At 37.2% G+C, this 14504-nt stretch carries 13 protein-coding genes; 7 read left to right on the forward strand and 6 right to left on the reverse strand.

The window, feature by feature from the left end; genetic code table 11:
- Positions 1 to 38: 38 nt before the first annotated feature.
- From PVK70_RS06935 to gltS, 3 genes are all read left to right on the forward strand, one after another.
- Positions 39 to 1865, forward strand: coding sequence for an ABC transporter ATP-binding protein (locus PVK70_RS06935; protein WP_130048113.1), 1827 nt, complete (start codon positions 39 to 41; stop codon positions 1863 to 1865).
- Positions 1866 to 2079: 214 nt separating this feature from the next.
- Positions 2080 to 3063 (forward strand): Solitary outer membrane autotransporter beta-barrel domain, encoded by a 984-nt coding sequence (locus PVK70_RS06940; RefSeq protein WP_130048114.1) that lies wholly within the window; start codon positions 2080 to 2082, stop codon positions 3061 to 3063.
- Between the two features lie 217 nt (positions 3064 to 3280).
- Complete coding sequence (gltS, locus tag PVK70_RS06945) at positions 3281 to 4504, forward strand: sodium/glutamate symporter (protein ID WP_130048115.1); 1224 nt, start codon at positions 3281 to 3283, stop codon at positions 4502 to 4504.
- A 72-nt stretch (positions 4505 to 4576) separates the two neighbouring features.
- On the opposite strand, the gene PVK70_RS06950 is transcribed toward gltS, so the two are convergent.
- Genes PVK70_RS06950 through PVK70_RS06960 form a run of 3 tightly spaced genes read right to left on the reverse strand, consistent with a single transcriptional unit; the run spans position 4577 to position 7323 of the window.
- Positions 4577 to 6346: an HD domain-containing phosphohydrolase gene (locus PVK70_RS06950; protein ID WP_274441299.1), complete on the reverse strand. Its 1770-nt coding sequence runs from the start codon at positions 6344 to 6346 to the stop codon at positions 4577 to 4579.
- Positions 6347 to 6361: 15 nt separating this feature from the next.
- On the reverse strand, positions 6362 to 6853 hold the full coding sequence (locus PVK70_RS06955; RefSeq protein WP_165367160.1) for a hypothetical protein: 492 nt from the start codon (positions 6851 to 6853) through the stop codon (positions 6362 to 6364).
- Positions 6854 to 6900: 47 nt separating this feature from the next.
- On the reverse strand, positions 6901 to 7323 hold the full coding sequence (locus PVK70_RS06960) for a DUF3010 family protein (protein WP_130045860.1): 423 nt from the start codon (positions 7321 to 7323) through the stop codon (positions 6901 to 6903).
- 383 nt (positions 7324 to 7706) lie between these two features.
- Between PVK70_RS06960 and PVK70_RS06965 the strand changes: the two genes are divergently transcribed.
- Positions 7707 to 8177, forward strand: a complete 471-nt coding sequence (locus PVK70_RS06965; RefSeq protein WP_130048117.1) for a CreA family protein — start codon at positions 7707 to 7709, stop codon at positions 8175 to 8177.
- Between the two features lie 58 nt (positions 8178 to 8235).
- Here the strand turns inward: PVK70_RS06965 and PVK70_RS06970 are convergent, their stop codons facing one another.
- The gene (locus tag PVK70_RS06970) at positions 8236 to 8862 is read right to left on the reverse strand and encodes an OmpA family protein (RefSeq protein ID WP_130048118.1); all 627 of its coding nucleotides are present in this window, start codon (positions 8860 to 8862) and stop codon (positions 8236 to 8238) included.
- 207 nt (positions 8863 to 9069) lie between these two features.
- On the opposite strand from PVK70_RS06970, the gene PVK70_RS06975 reads away from it, so the two are divergent.
- Together PVK70_RS06975 and PVK70_RS06980 are read left to right on the forward strand one after the other, a co-directional pair.
- A complete protein-coding gene (locus tag PVK70_RS06975) occupies positions 9070 to 9507 on the forward strand; it encodes a DUF3069 domain-containing protein (protein ID WP_130048119.1) in 438 nt (145 codons plus the stop codon).
- Between the two features lie 47 nt (positions 9508 to 9554).
- A complete protein-coding gene (locus tag PVK70_RS06980; protein ID WP_130045856.1) occupies positions 9555 to 9800 on the forward strand; it encodes a DUF2960 domain-containing protein in 246 nt (81 codons plus the stop codon).
- A gap of 9 nt (positions 9801 to 9809) precedes the next feature.
- On the opposite strand, the gene viaA is transcribed toward PVK70_RS06980, so the two are convergent.
- A complete protein-coding gene (viaA, locus tag PVK70_RS06985; protein ID WP_130048120.1) occupies positions 9810 to 11258 on the reverse strand; it encodes an ATPase RavA stimulator ViaA in 1449 nt (482 codons plus the stop codon).
- Between the two features lie 32 nt (positions 11259 to 11290).
- Positions 11291 to 12940 carry an ATPase RavA domain-containing protein gene (locus PVK70_RS06990; protein WP_130048121.1) on the reverse strand — a complete coding sequence of 550 codons (1650 nt, stop codon included), beginning with the start codon at positions 12938 to 12940 and terminating at the stop codon, positions 11291 to 11293.
- A gap of 489 nt (positions 12941 to 13429) precedes the next feature.
- On the opposite strand from PVK70_RS06990, the gene ltaE reads away from it, so the two are divergent.
- Positions 13430 to 14434 carry a low-specificity L-threonine aldolase gene (gene ltaE / locus PVK70_RS06995; RefSeq protein ID WP_207216394.1) on the forward strand — a complete coding sequence of 335 codons (1005 nt, stop codon included), beginning with the start codon at positions 13430 to 13432 and terminating at the stop codon, positions 14432 to 14434.
- Positions 14435 to 14504: the final 70 nt, after the last annotated feature.

Here is a 14504-nt window from a genome sequence, read left to right on the forward strand (position 1 = left end):
TTACTCTTAAACAAAATCAATAATTAAAGGCTTCATGTATGTTTAACTTTTTTGAACGGCTTACCACCGCGTTTCCAAAACAAGACCCTGAGCAACCACCAAAAGGACTGTATGCATTTTGCCGTCATTACACCAAAGGCTATGAGCTCCCTCTTATTGCAATGTCTTCTCTAAGTGCCATTATTGCGGTTATTGAGGTCTCTCTTTTTGGTTTCATGGGACAATTAGTTGATTGGCTATCGACGCATGATAGAGATACATTTTTAGCTCAAGAGGGCCATACTTTAATGTGGCTAGGCCTACTTGTAGTGGTTGGGGTCCCTATTTTAATCCTTATTCACTCTCTTATTACTCACCAAACGCTATTGGGAAATTACCCAATGGCTATTCGTTGGCAGGCTCATAGATATCTTCTAAAGCAGAGTGTTTCATTTTATTCTGATGATTTTGCAGGGCGTATTGCGACAAAGGTAATGCAAACCTCTCTGTCGGTTCGTGAAACGGTAATGAAATTACTTGATGTATTGGTATATATCTCTGTTTATTTCACCTCAATGATCGTTATGGTTGGTCAAGCAGATTGGCGTTTAATGGCGCCAATGCTGATCTGGCTAGCAGCCTATGTTGCTATCCAGTTTTACTTTGTTCCAAAATTAAAAGCGATTTCAGAAAAACAAGCCGATGCCCGCTCGACAATGACAGGCCGTATTGTTGATAGCTATACTAACATCAACACAGTAAAATTATTTAGTCACAGTAAACGTGAAACTGAATACGCAGAAGAAGGAATGAAAGAATTCCTTAGTACCGTGCATAAACAAATGCGTTTGGCTACTGGGATTAACATTTCAGTAGAAATCATCAACTACCTTCTTGTTTTTTCAATTGCAGCTGTTTCTATCATGCTATGGATTGACAATGTATTGTCGGTTGGTGCTATTGCTATCGCGATTAGTTTAGCATTACGAATTAATGGCATGTCACATTGGATCATGTGGGAAATCAGCTCATTATTTGAGAATCTAGGCACAGTAACTGATGGAATGAATACATTATCAAAGCCAATCACTATTAATGATAAGCCTGGAGCTTCAGAGCTAAAAGTAACCCAAGGTTCTATTAAGTTTGATAAAGTAAATTTCCACTATGGTGAAAATAAAGGCGTAATTAATGACTTGAATCTTGAAATAAAACCGGGAGAAAAAATTGGTTTAGTTGGCCGTTCTGGTGCCGGAAAATCAACATTGGTCAATCTATTACTTCGTTTTCACGATATAGAGTCAGGGGCTATTACTATTGATGGTCACGATCTAAGAGACGTAACACAAGACTCATTACGCAGCCAAATAGGTATGGTAAGCCAAGATACCTCTTTATTACACCGTTCTATTAGAGATAACATCAAATATGGCAGACCTGATGCCAGTGATGACGAATTATTTGCTGCGACTAAACAGGCTCAAGCTCATGAATTTATCGAAACCTTAACCGACTCCTATGGCAGTAAAGGCTACGATGCTCAAGTTGGTGAGCGAGGAGTTAAACTTTCAGGGGGCCAACGTCAGCGTATAGCTATATCACGAGTACTACTGAAAGATGCGCCGCTATTGATCTTAGATGAAGCGACATCTGCACTCGATTCCGAAGTAGAAGCGGCAATTCAAGATAGCTTAGATGAGCTTATGGAAGGAAAAACGGTTATTGCTATTGCTCATCGCTTATCAACTATTGCAGCGATGGACCGACTATTAGTGATGGACCAAGGTCGCGTTGTTGAGCAAGGTACTCATCAAGAGCTCGTTGCATTAGGTGGCATTTATGCTCAACTATGGAACCACCAAACAGGCGGATTCATTAGTGAATAGTCATAAGTAATCTTCATATGAAAACACAATCTGACATTATTCTTTTTGTGTTTTCATATTATAAGAATAAATAGCTATCTAACGCGATTCTGTTTTTCAATACACCTCACAACCGTATTTTTTTTGGGAAAAGTTGAGATAACAAGCTGATTTAATATAGATTTTCATTATTACTTCTACTACATTATTAGGGACTCTCTTCAAAGGATAAACAATGCAACGCCGACCAACCTATTTTCTTGTTATTTTATTACTTAGTACAGTAATGGATAAAGCTGTTGCTCGTAACATTACTCCTGTTCGTCAATTTGAAGAGGCTTTTGCTACTTCTCTCGTTTTATCCGATAGCAACATGATCACCTTTGGCATTGCTGACTTTAATCCTAATAATTATTTAGAAACTGATAATGAAAATATCGGTAGTGCGGACTCAGTAGATTTACGCAGTAAAATGACAGTTTACTCGCTACCCTACACTTTTGAACTAACGGATGATCCAGAATCCCGGTGGAGCCATGACATTACGCTTCGAGCATCTTATGTCAACACAGACATTGATGTTAAGTTTCAAGATAAATCACAACCTGATTCTGATTTAGACGAAATCTTCGGTCTGTATGCTGAATATGCCCAAAATTATGTATTTCAAGAGAATTGGACCATATCCTTCGGCAATGCACTACACTTAATGCATTATCGTAATACTCACGAGTACAATACGGCCTATAGCCAAGCCTTAGCGCCTCATCTTAATGGTGTTTATTTTAACGTCTCAACGAATGCATTTATTATTGAACCAAAAATTTCCTTTGAATATAAAAAAGAAGAACCTTGGGGGGAGTGGCGTTTTAACAACAGCTACCATTATGCCTATGGTCAAGGATTTGGGGGTTCTTCAGATTACAGCTCTGAGGTAAACCCTGAAGTTTGGCGTTTTATCAATAGTATAGAATTACGCTATAACATGGCTCATTGGAATCGTTTCGCTCAGGTACTTTATCTCAAAGCCAAACGTGTTGATTTAGGCGGAGATGTAAATAAACCGCTTGGGACTGACTTTTACCATGAGTTCAATATTGCATGGTTAATCGATACTAGAAAATGGATTTCACTTGTTGATAACGTTGGAATTGGCTTCACATTTAATGTTGGAAGTGCGTTACGAGGAGGGAGTATTGTGTTGTTTTATGACGAATAACAAGAAAAACCACCCAACTTAATCTTTAATCATAACAGTGTATTTTCATCTTTTACTCTACCGCAACCCTATCTTGCTGATAAAAGTGCTACTATCAGTCCCTGAAATCAGACAATATCATTCTTAAAAATGCATTAAAATACATGTATTCTTCATTTTATTTCGAAATACACTAACTTGAATGAAACTATAAATGATATTTCAACTTAGGAGTACTATGTCAAACACTCTATCTATTGGCGCACTTGAATCATTTTTGATTGCTATAGCTGTCCTTTTTTTAGGACATATCATCAATTCAAAAGTTGCTCTATTTAAAAAATACAATATCCCAGAACCTATTGTGGGTGGGTTAATTGTAGCGGTTGTGATTACTATCCTTCATTTTCAAGGGATAAACCTACAATTCTCGCTACCTTTGCAAAGTACATTCATGCTTATGTTCTTTAGTACTGTTGGTCTTGCGGCTAACTATAAACAGCTAATTAAAGGAGGTACAAAGGTCTTCTTATTTCTTGCTGTTGCTTCCATTTACATCATTATCCAAAACGGTATTGGTGTTAGCCTAGCTAGCTTAATGGGACTTGACCCTCTAATGGGGTTGATTGCAGGTTCTATTACACTATCTGGAGGACATGGAACGGGTGCAGCTTGGTCTAATACGTTTGCTGAAAGCTATAACCTAAATACACTTGAGCTTGCAATGGCTTCAGCTACGTTTGGTTTAATTATGGGTGGGCTTATTGGTAGCCTAATTGCACAAAAATTGATCCACAAGCATAACCTTGAATCAGAATACGGTACAGGTATAGACACCCATACTCGTTTCCCTGAAGTGGTAACGTACAATGAGCGTGAAGAAGAAAAAGTTACCGCAAAAAAAGTAATTGAAACCCTATTTGTACTTTTACTTTGTGTTGTTGGTGCTGGCCATCTTGGTGATTTTATTGCCACATTTGAAATATCTTGGCTAAAAATTCCTGATTTTGTTTATGCGTTATTTATCGGTGTATTTATCACTAATATTACTGAAGTCACTAAGATCCATAAAATTGATACTGAAACCGTTGATATTTTAGGCACAGTCTCCCTTGCCCTCTTTCTTGCGATGGCATTAATGAGTTTAAAATTGTGGAATATTTTTGATTTAGCCATTCCATTATTAATTATTTTATCGGTTCAAACAGTTGTATTAGCTTTGTTCTCATATTTTGTTACGTTCCGAGCAATGGGCTCCAACTATGATGCAGCGGTAATAGCTGGCGGGCACTGTGGCTTTGGTCTTGGAGCAACGCCTACAGCTGTAATGAATATGGGGTCATTAGTTTCTCGTTTTGGTCCATCACCACAAGCATTTATGGTTGTACCTATTGTAGGCGCTTTCTTTATTGATATTGTTAACCTAATCATATTGCAAACTTACATTAGCTTTATTGGGTAAAAATCATATCAATAGCAAAAAGCCCGATAGTTCATCGAACTATCGGGCTTTTTTATTCTTTTATTTCAAATATCAATCAGGGTACTGCTGACGAATACTTACAAATTTATCTATATTCTTTAAAAATAAAGTGCACAACTCGGGATCAAACTGCTTACCACATTCTCGACTAAATAATTCAATCACCTGTTCTAAAGGCCACGCTTCTTTATAACAACGCTTACTCATTAAGGCATCAAACACATCTGTAATAGCAGTAATTCGAGCAAAAATATGTATATCATGCGCCGCTAATTGATTCGGGTAACCTTTCCCATCCCACCGTTCATGGTGCTCTAAAGCAATCCTTGCTGCAGACTGCATTATTTCTCCATCACCAGAGCTTAATAGTTTATATCCTAGCTCTGTATGCGTCTCAATAATGACTCTCTCTTCTTGAGTTAATCTACCTGGCTTATCCAAAATGGCTTCAGGGATCCCTATTTTTCCAACATCATGCATTGGGCTAATAACTTCAATTAGTTCATATTCGCTTTTAGGTAGTCCGTATATTTTACCAAGCAATAACGACATTTTTGCCACCCGACGTACATGGTTTCCCGTTTCTCCTGATCGTGTTTCAATCGCCTCTCCAAGTACTTCAATCATTGCTCTTTGAACTCGTAATGTCTTATTTTGTAGAGCTAAAATATGAGACTTATTCTCATTCAGCTCTTTTTTACGACGTATAGCAATAAACTGAGTAATGATAATCCCTAACATCATTGAAATTAAAAGAAAGGTGACTGTAATTATATTTCTATTTTCATAAAGATACGACGACGGCTTATTAACAACACTGGATGCATAAGGAAGATCATCGATATCTAAATCAAATACATCCACAACCCGATGATCAAATACAAACCCTTCCCAAGCCGTTGGAAAATTGATTACATTTTTAACTATTGAAAATTTCAGTTTATGGCTTAGCGATAAAATTGACTGTACACCCAATGAATATGAACGGTTAACATATCCCCCAAGCACCCCATAGCCAATATAATGTTCCCAAAATACGAAAATAGGCGCGGTACTTTTTTTGGATAGTTGAGATGCAACAGAAGCATAATCATAATATTTCCCCTGTTGAAGCTCTGTATTATAGTGAGTTAAAAATACAACAGAATCAGACGACAATTGTGATAGATAAGATGCCGCCTCCATTAGTGGTTTATCATCAATAATCTTAATAGTAAAATCAGGGAAATGTTCTGCTTCATCTAAAAAGCTTTTACGAATAAGTTGTGAGGTTAGGCTATTATCACTCAGTAAATAGATAGTTTTGGTTTGCGGGAAAAGAGATTGAGCCAACTCAAGGTTTTCAAGGATATGATCTTTTTCATAATAAACAGTCGTTCGATCGGCTAATGAACCTAAATCAACACTAAGGTCATTTATACCAACGGCAACAACAGGTATTTCTGGGAATAAATACTCACCATTTTTAACAAGAAAATTCAGCCCATTATCATCAGAAACAATAACAGCATCAAAATAATCTCGAGTGTACTTAGCACTTAAGTAATCTGCATATTGAGTTTGATAAGCCCTTCCTTTAATTCGCTTAGAATCCATATACTCAATAGAAAGACGAATGGGTTTATCACTATTTTTGGCCGTATTTTTTATCCCATCTTCAATATTTTGAGTCCATTCATATGAAGGGCTATATGAATGTAATACTAGGATATTAATCGGTTTTTCTGTTACAAGTGGTTTTGTCGCTGCATTCAATGAGAAAAAGACAAAAACTAAACTAAATAACAATGAAGAATAATGACGCATAAACTTATCGCTCAATAAACAAACACCAAGTTAATTTTTAATGCAAGACTTAAGCGTGCTTTCAAATTGAATAGACTGCTGAGCCATCACAGTGTTTAAAAAAGCATGTTCATTAATGGCATCACTGGTTAATGCAATATCAGAAACGTACATTATTCCGTCAATAACTTGAGATAAACAAGCAGCTACAGGTTTCATACCATCAAGCGCAACAAACAATTGATAATCATCGCATAGGTCGATTTGAGTTAAAAACTCCAATACTTCGTCATATTCAGCATCCCATTGACTGGCAACGGTTATTGCCCAGCGAATCGTTAATCTATGCTCTGTCACCAATAGAACCGAGATGGTTTCAGGTAGTGTTTCCGATGATAATGTGTATTCTTCTGCCGCTTTCGCAGGTTGCTTTAAATAAACATCTCGGCCTTTCACACTTTCAGGAGTTGGAAAGTCAACATTAACTTGGTTCGATAACCAAGCCTGTTTTTGTTGAAAAAATGTTTCAGAATTAATAGTCATAGCACCTACAAAAAAGGATGGTCACCCATCCTTTATATCATTAAATTTTAGAAGTTTAAGAAAGCGTAAGCAGCTTCATATGCTTCTTGTTGGTAACCTTTAAGGCCAATCTCTTTTACACGCAGCATTTCAGGCGCACGTTTAAGGCTTGCTTTTTGGTCTGCGGCAGTTAGTACTTCAACTTCAATCTCATCAATCAGTTGAATAGCAGCTTCTAATTTAAAGCCTACAGCACCACCTGCAAATTTACCCTTCATTAAACGCTCTTTAATAACAACCGTTTCAATTTGGTAATCTTGCATTAATTTTTTAAATTTAAACTGAAAATCACGGATTGATTCCGTTTTAGATGGCTCAGTAATATCAAATTTAGCAACACGACAGTCTGGTAGGTCAATCATGCCATCTGATTTATTTACTAAACAGATGATTGCTTCATTACCTTTAAGCTCTACGCCACATACTTTCATTTTAAAAATCCTAACAATGTCTTGAACCTGTTGATTATAGGCTTATATTCAATAAATAGATACGTTGAATCCAACAATAAAACAGCAAAGATAAAACTACTGCCCCCAAATATTACAAAAGTCAGGAACACATATTTGCTGTTGTGCAGCAGAGCTGCACCCACCCATTAAAGCAGCCATCATTAAAACGGCAATGATTTGTTTTTTCACAATACAATCCACACTTAAATTCTGTTAAACAGATACTAATACATTTTAGCGAATGAAACACTCAATAACGTTCTTCTCTATATTCAAATGAAAAACTATTTAAGAGAAGCGCTGCACTAAAAAATTATATTTAATGTTATAGTTACTGTATCGCCCCTTTAGAGAATAACTTTATGAAAAAATTACTGATCGCTTTAAGTATCGCAGGATTGCTGGCTGGTTGTTCAGACAACGAGGTTGGAGACGTTTCACTCGGTCTATTTACACTAAAAGACATCAAAATCTCAAACCTTGATGATGAGAAAATTCCAGGTGTAACCTGTCACATTGCCTCAGTTGAAGCGAATTTGAGCCTATCTGACCCAAGTGATAGCTCGATTTCATGTCGTCAAACAGGCGAAATTACCCCCGAGATGATCGCTCAAATCGATAGAAGTAAATCAGGTGAGGTAGTATTTAAGCAATCTAAAAGTATTTTCTTCAAGTCGATGAAAGTTAGACGTATCTACGATGCTGAAAATCAAACTCTACTCTACTTGTCTTACACGACGAAAGAGACAGAAGGTAGTTTCAAACACAGCTTGTCTACTGTGCCTCTATGGGGAACTAAGGCTTACCAAAAGCCAGTAATTGCAACTCAATAACCTAAATGCAAACTGGATAGTGAGTCACTACCCAGTTTGAGTTCTGTTCTTATATCTTCTACCAATGAATCTTCAGAATAGTAATTTCGACACGTCGATTACATTTACGCCCAAGCATCGTTTCGTTATCACATAATGGAAGATATTCACCGAAACCACGAGAATAGAGCTGAGATGCATTTAATTTATTAGTTAATAAATAACGACGAACTTCGTTTGAACGCATTTCTGACAGATTTTGATTTTTGATTGGATTACCAGTGACATCAGTATGTCCATCTAAAACCAATGCTAATTCAGGCTTTGTTGACATAACTGAAATTAGCTTATCTAATAAATTAGTTGCTAGCGGCGTCAATTCAGCTTTTGCACTAGAAAAGTGTACTTTTTCTTGAATTGAAATAACCAGCTGATCACCACTCACCTCATGATAAACAACACCTAAATCAGTTAATTGTTCAGACACTTTTCTCATGTCATCGTCTTTTAATTCACCATTTGGGCCGGTTAACGCACGAGTAGCATCCGTCGTATTTTCCTGCTCTGTTGTTTCTGTATAAGGGTCTTCAAACGTTGGGTATGGTGTGTCACTTTTTGTTTTTGGTGCTGTATCTAATAAATTGCCTCCATGTTGAACACAACCTACCAATAACAATGAAGTGCATAACGATATAATTCTTAGCATGATTAATCCGAGTTATTATAATTCCTATCAACTGTATCGACCTATTTAGCGCATTCTTTATCTAAATCTTCATTTTTGTGATATTAATTCCTCATATTTGCTTCTAAATAGAACGAATTGAAGGCTAATTTCATCTCATGATATGAATAGAATTGACATTTCTTGTGGTCTGGTTACCATTTCTCTTTTATATGACGAGAAACTCACATGTCTGAAGTTGAAAACACAAAAAAAGAAGCTATCGATTTAGAAACTATCTCTCCTGAACTTAAAAAAGTGATTGAGTTTGAAAACGTTCCTGAAGAAATGTGGCACATGCTTGTTTCTGTTCATGAAGTTGCTGAAATTGCGGTTCGTGAATCTTGGGATGAAATGCCTGCTAGTGCACAAAAAGTGCTAGATAACTTTGAACAGTTCCATGCTTTAGTCTCTCTAAGCCAAAGTTATGCGGGTTATGATTTCATGGCTGAGTTTGAAACTATCGAACTTCCTGAAAACATGGACGATGACGCAAAAGCAGAATACCGCTCTCAGCTGCTTGACCAAGTGCTTCACAACTGCGTGAAAGATCTTGTTAAACAAATCAAAAAAGCACGTCGCGATCCAATCATGAAACGTGAACTTGCTGAAATCTTCAAAAAATAATTGATGATTATGGATGGCAATATGTCATCCATTTTCGAGGAATAATAATGGCTCGTACCGTTCGATACACATACAAATCTGAAACTAAAGAGATCCCTTTTTCATTTCGTGAGTTTCATGGCCCATTTGAAGCAGCAGCAGCAGCAGAAGGCATCGATATCTCTCAATTTGATACCATGTTAAAGCAAGTTGAGATGGCATCAAACAACCCGGGTGCGGTAAAAGATTTTCGCCATAGCTACTTTACTAAATTAGGTTTTAGCAAAGTTCGTTTTGTTAAAGATGGTGAATAACGTCTAGTCTTAACGAATTTGCGTTAAACGACCTAGCATTGATGGATGATAAGACCAAGTATGGTCGAACATCGCCATTAATGCTGGATTACCGTATTTTGATAAACAAACGGCATGAAATCGATTCTGATGCTGTTTTAAGTCCTCTACCATTGCTGCAATATTCTCTGATTGCGTCGGTGCAATAAAATCAGACAAAACCACTAAATCTGCGTTTTTATATTTATCACCATGCATCAATCCAATGGATTGTTCTAATACAGGCTCTAAATCTGTTCCACCATGGAATTTGTACGATAAAAAATCGGCAACTTCTCTCAAGCCATCTTGCTTGCTTAATTCATACGTGATTTGTTGGGTTGAGAATAAAATCACATAACAATCTCGCTCTTCCGCTAATGCTATTTGCATCAAGCCATAAGCAAGAGCCTTAGCACATTGCTCAGGAAACCCACTCATTGAGCCTGAAGCATCAACACACACAACGAAAGGCCCTTTTTCAACTAATGCATCATTTGATGCTCTTGAATGAGCCGTAACTTTACGTAACTTCCTATCAGCCCCTTCCATACGATAATTCATCAGACGCTTATCAACCAAATGCTGATAGAAAATCACTTCTAGCTCAGGGTGTGACAGAAATAAGGTTTCATTAGGCAGTAATCGACTAAGATCATCTCCTTCTTGAATACCAACAATATCATCAGTAACAAAATCACTTTTCTCTTCCACCACCTTAACTTCTTCAGCAGTAGCTTGAGAGCGATCATGATTTTGTGCTTCATTCGCCATACGACCTAGTTTTGACGCTATTTCTTGCAAGCCTTTATTCTTTTTAAGGAAGCGCGCATGCAACTTCATGATATCGACATTGGACTTGGTTAATTTTGCTGAAGCCATATCCCACAGTTTACCAATATGGGCATCATCACCTTCCTCTGTTACCGATTCCATTGCTTTTAACGTTTCAATCCGCTGATACAAATCCGCCAACAGTTTTTCTTTGTCTTCTTTAAGTTCGCTCAATTGAGCCTGTTTAATTGAATCAGACAAACTCTGATACCATCGCTCACAAAAAAAGCGTGGAAACATTGGGTTCATTAAGCTTTTATTATTGTTAATAAGCTCTTTTGCTTCGATATAAAATGAGGAATGCCACTGCAGCTTAGACATAATATCATCTACCTGACAATAGAATTCACTCTCACTCCAATGAATCACCTCTTGATACAGAGCTAGCTCCTCTTGAATTCGCTCGGTCTCACACACTTTTGTCATTTTGTGCTTAACCTTACCACGCCATTTCAAAATGTGATTTTTAATCGTAGGCTTAATATTAGGATTAGACTTTGCTGCAGTCAAAAACTGTGGTCTTGATAATATTTCGGTAATGGATGAGTCAATCATTCCTGACTCAGCAACCATTAAAACCAAATTTAGCGCATCTGCACCTAACATAAGTTTCCTTGTATTCTAAAAGAGATCATAGCCTATGAATAATAGTCGCTAAATTTCAACATGCGACGGCTTGCCCCTTCAAATTGAGATTTACAGCTTTCAATACGCTGACCTAAAAGGTGTAAACTGTTTTCAATCACTGATGGTAAGCTCTCTTCAATGAAGTTATGAGGCAATGCAGAATGAAATTGAGCACGACTTTTTCTTAACTGGTGCTCTGCTTCATCTAAGTGCTGTTGGTTATGCGCTATTTTTTGTGTCCATTCATCAAACTGGCTTTGTGTTGGATCATTATGACCCACCATACCAACAAGAACAGAACGATTTGCGATATCTTTGATTACTAATCTGCAATCAGCATCCAATTCAAACGTTAAGCTGCATAGATTTTGATTCTGATTTACATAACCATATACCGTTGCTCTCCCTTCTTTCATCTGCTTAGCCAGCTCTTCAGGGTTAACATAAACCCAGCGACTGTCCCCTTTCTCACCTTCAGAGACAGACATGTTTGATTGCAGCATGATCAACTTAACCAACTGATGCGTATGACCCACGCTGTATCGCTTGCCTTTGTTGAAATCAAATTCAAAGCTTTCTTTTTTCATCAGACGATTACCCGCCGATTCAATATGAAGAGCGATACCTTGCTCAACAAGAACCTGCGCTTCCATCTCAGCAATGTCACTTTGAATCATTTCAATATTCATAGAAACATTCTTTTGATCAAATGCCTTATCGGAAGCAAAGGTTCGAATACTTTCTCTTACTTGCTCTCGGTTTTCAGGGGTTGTCCACAAACAATCTTGAAGCAACAATAGATCCATTGGGTTGATTTCATCGCGCCCACTAAAAAATGCAGAAGCTTTCAATAATTTAACTGATTTTTTCCATCGACGATCCGATACGTACAATGAGTCATCATAAGACGCATTGTGTTTTTCAAGCATTGTTTTTAATTCAAATAATTTTTCAAATACCTCTTCTGATAAAGTAAGTCCATCGAACTCTCTTTGCCATTGATGATATTCTTCATCAGTTACCACTAATGCCGAATCGATTTCTGTTTCTTGAATCGTGCCCGTCATCAACATAGATTTGAAATTATTTTTATTTTGAATACGGTTTACAAATACACGAACAAGCATTCGGTCATATAGAGCATCTAGGCCACTGTCTTCATCTGGTAATTCATTTGAAGCTGAAATCAAAAGACGCATTGGTACAGGAAGTATTTCATTGCCATTTTTAAAGGTTTTCTCATTAACCACAGTCAGCAATGTATTTAGAATTGCAGGACCCGCTTTCCAAATTTCATCTAAAAAGACAACTTGAGCCGTAGGTAAATACCCTTGAGTGAGTCGAACGTATTTTCCATTGTCTTTAAGTTCTTGAATCGATAATGGACCAAAAACTTCTTCTGGTGTCGAGAACCTTGTCATTAAATATTCAAAATAACTACTATTATCAAACGCTTTTATTAATCGTTTAGCAATTAAACTTTTTGCGATACCTGGTGGTCCAAGTAAAAATACACTCTCGCCAGAAAGCGCTGCAAGTAGACACAATCGCATTGTATCTTCTCTTTCATATACGCCGTCAGATAACGCCGTTGTCAGTTTTTGAATACGCTCTGATAACAACGCTCGTTCTGCACTGGTTCTTATTGAGTTACCTTGCATTACATTCCCTTACATTTCAGATATCACATTACTCTTGAGTATAATGTAATTTTTAGTCTGTACCTAGTAGCCCTTTAGTGTAATTGGCTGATAAATAACCAAATCAACTAACCATTTAGTCGTAATACCATTCTGGATAAGTCTTTGTTCAGATAATTGCGTAGAAAAAATCGATTAGAACAAGGCATAAATTACAGTAACTAGTGGATCTAATTACAAAATTTATAACGCAGATATAATCGATTTTAACAAGCAAGAATGATCAAATACTTATGTAGATTGGTATACTTTGGCATTTAAAGTGATTACCACCAGTGTATTTATTAAATACGATGGATGTTTAACTCTCTTAAATTGAAAGATCTCACTCTCATTATTTTCACATCTAGAAGCACTATGTTATCTTGACTTTAAAGTGAAACATAACAACAACATCGCCAACAAATATCTTATATTCAGATATAGTGGCTAATGCAAGGAAGTAACATGATTGATTTTCGCTCTGATACAGTAACAAGACCGACCCAAGCCATGCGTGAGGCGATGGCTAATGCCCCTGTGGGCGATGATGTGTATGGGGACGACCCAACGATTAATGAGCTAGAAACATGGGCAGCAGAGCGTCATGGATTTGAAGCTGCACTGTTTACATCATCAGGGACTCAAGCGAATCTATTAGGCTTAATGGCTCACTGTGAGCGCGGCGACGAATATCTATGTGGTCAACAAGCACATAACTATAAGTATGAAGCTGGCGGTGCAGCCGTATTAGGTTCTATTCAACCTCAGCCTATCGAAAACAATCCTGATGGCTCACTCTGTTTTCAAAAACTAGAAGCCGCAATTAAGCCTGATGATTTCCATTTTGCACGTACAAAACTATTGAGCTTAGAAAATACCATTAACGGTAAAATCTTACCCCTTTCTTATCTTGCACAAGCACGTGAGTTTGTAAATAAACACAACTTACAACTTCACCTTGATGGCGCACGAGTTTATAACGCGGCTGTTGCGCTTGATGTTGATATTAAAGAAATTGCTCAGCACTTTGATAGCATGACGATTTGTTTATCTAAAGGATTAGCTGCACCTGTAGGTTCTTTATTATTAGGCCCAAAAGAATACATTCAAAAAGCACGTCGTATCAGAAAAATGCTCGGTGGCGGAATGAGGCAAGCTGGTATTCTAGGGGCTGCGGCTAAACTTGCGCTGACTGAACAAGTGCCACAGTTAGCGATTGATCATAGCAATGCGAAATATTTAGCAGAACAACTGAATACTGTGACTGGATTTAGCGTTAATATTGAGCATATACAAACCAATATCGTTTTTGCACGCTTAGATAGCCAAATCGATATTCATGATATTGTACAAAAAGCGAACCAACAAGATATCTTACTGTCTGCAGGTAACCCTATTCGATTCGTTACTCATAAAGACGTTTCAAAAGAAGACATTGATACTTTTATTGCGTTTCTTAAAAACGAAGTCTAACTAACCTCAACAATAAAGCAGTGCCTACAAATAAAAATGGCAGCTCGTTTCAGCTGCTATTTTATAATGT

It is taken from the genome of Aliivibrio sp. A6 (assembly GCF_028765505.1).
Taxonomy (GTDB): domain Bacteria; phylum Pseudomonadota; class Gammaproteobacteria; order Enterobacterales; family Vibrionaceae; genus Aliivibrio; species Aliivibrio finisterrensis_A.

Bases quoted from the DNA above. Each gene is read 5' to 3' on its own strand.
- PVK70_RS06970 (WP_130048118.1), bottom strand. From the start codon at position 8,862: ATGCTAAGAATTATATCGTTATGCACTTCATTGTTATTGGTAGGTTGT.
- PVK70_RS06990 (WP_130048121.1), bottom strand. From the start codon at position 12,940: ATGCAAGGTAACTCAATAAGAACCAGTGCAGAACGAGCGTTGTTATCA.
- gltS (WP_130048115.1), top strand. From the start codon at position 3,281: ATGTCAAACACTCTATCTATTGGCGCACTTGAATCATTTTTGATTGCT.
- PVK70_RS06980 (WP_130045856.1), top strand. From the start codon at position 9,555: ATGGCTCGTACCGTTCGATACACATACAAATCTGAAACTAAAGAGATC.
- PVK70_RS06955 (WP_165367160.1), bottom strand. From the start codon at position 6,853: ATGACTATTAATTCTGAAACATTTTTTCAACAAAAACAGGCTTGGTTA.
- PVK70_RS06960 (WP_130045860.1), bottom strand. From the start codon at position 7,323: ATGAAAGTATGTGGCGTAGAGCTTAAAGGTAATGAAGCAATCATCTGT.
- PVK70_RS06940 (WP_130048114.1), top strand. From the start codon at position 2,080: ATGCAACGCCGACCAACCTATTTTCTTGTTATTTTATTACTTAGTACA.
- PVK70_RS06935 (WP_130048113.1), top strand. From the start codon at position 39: ATGTTTAACTTTTTTGAACGGCTTACCACCGCGTTTCCAAAACAAGAC.
- PVK70_RS06965 (WP_130048117.1), top strand. From the start codon at position 7,707: ATGAAAAAATTACTGATCGCTTTAAGTATCGCAGGATTGCTGGCTGGT.
- PVK70_RS06975 (WP_130048119.1), top strand. From the start codon at position 9,070: ATGTCTGAAGTTGAAAACACAAAAAAAGAAGCTATCGATTTAGAAACT.
- viaA (WP_130048120.1), bottom strand. From the start codon at position 11,258: ATGTTAGGTGCAGATGCGCTAAATTTGGTTTTAATGGTTGCTGAGTCA.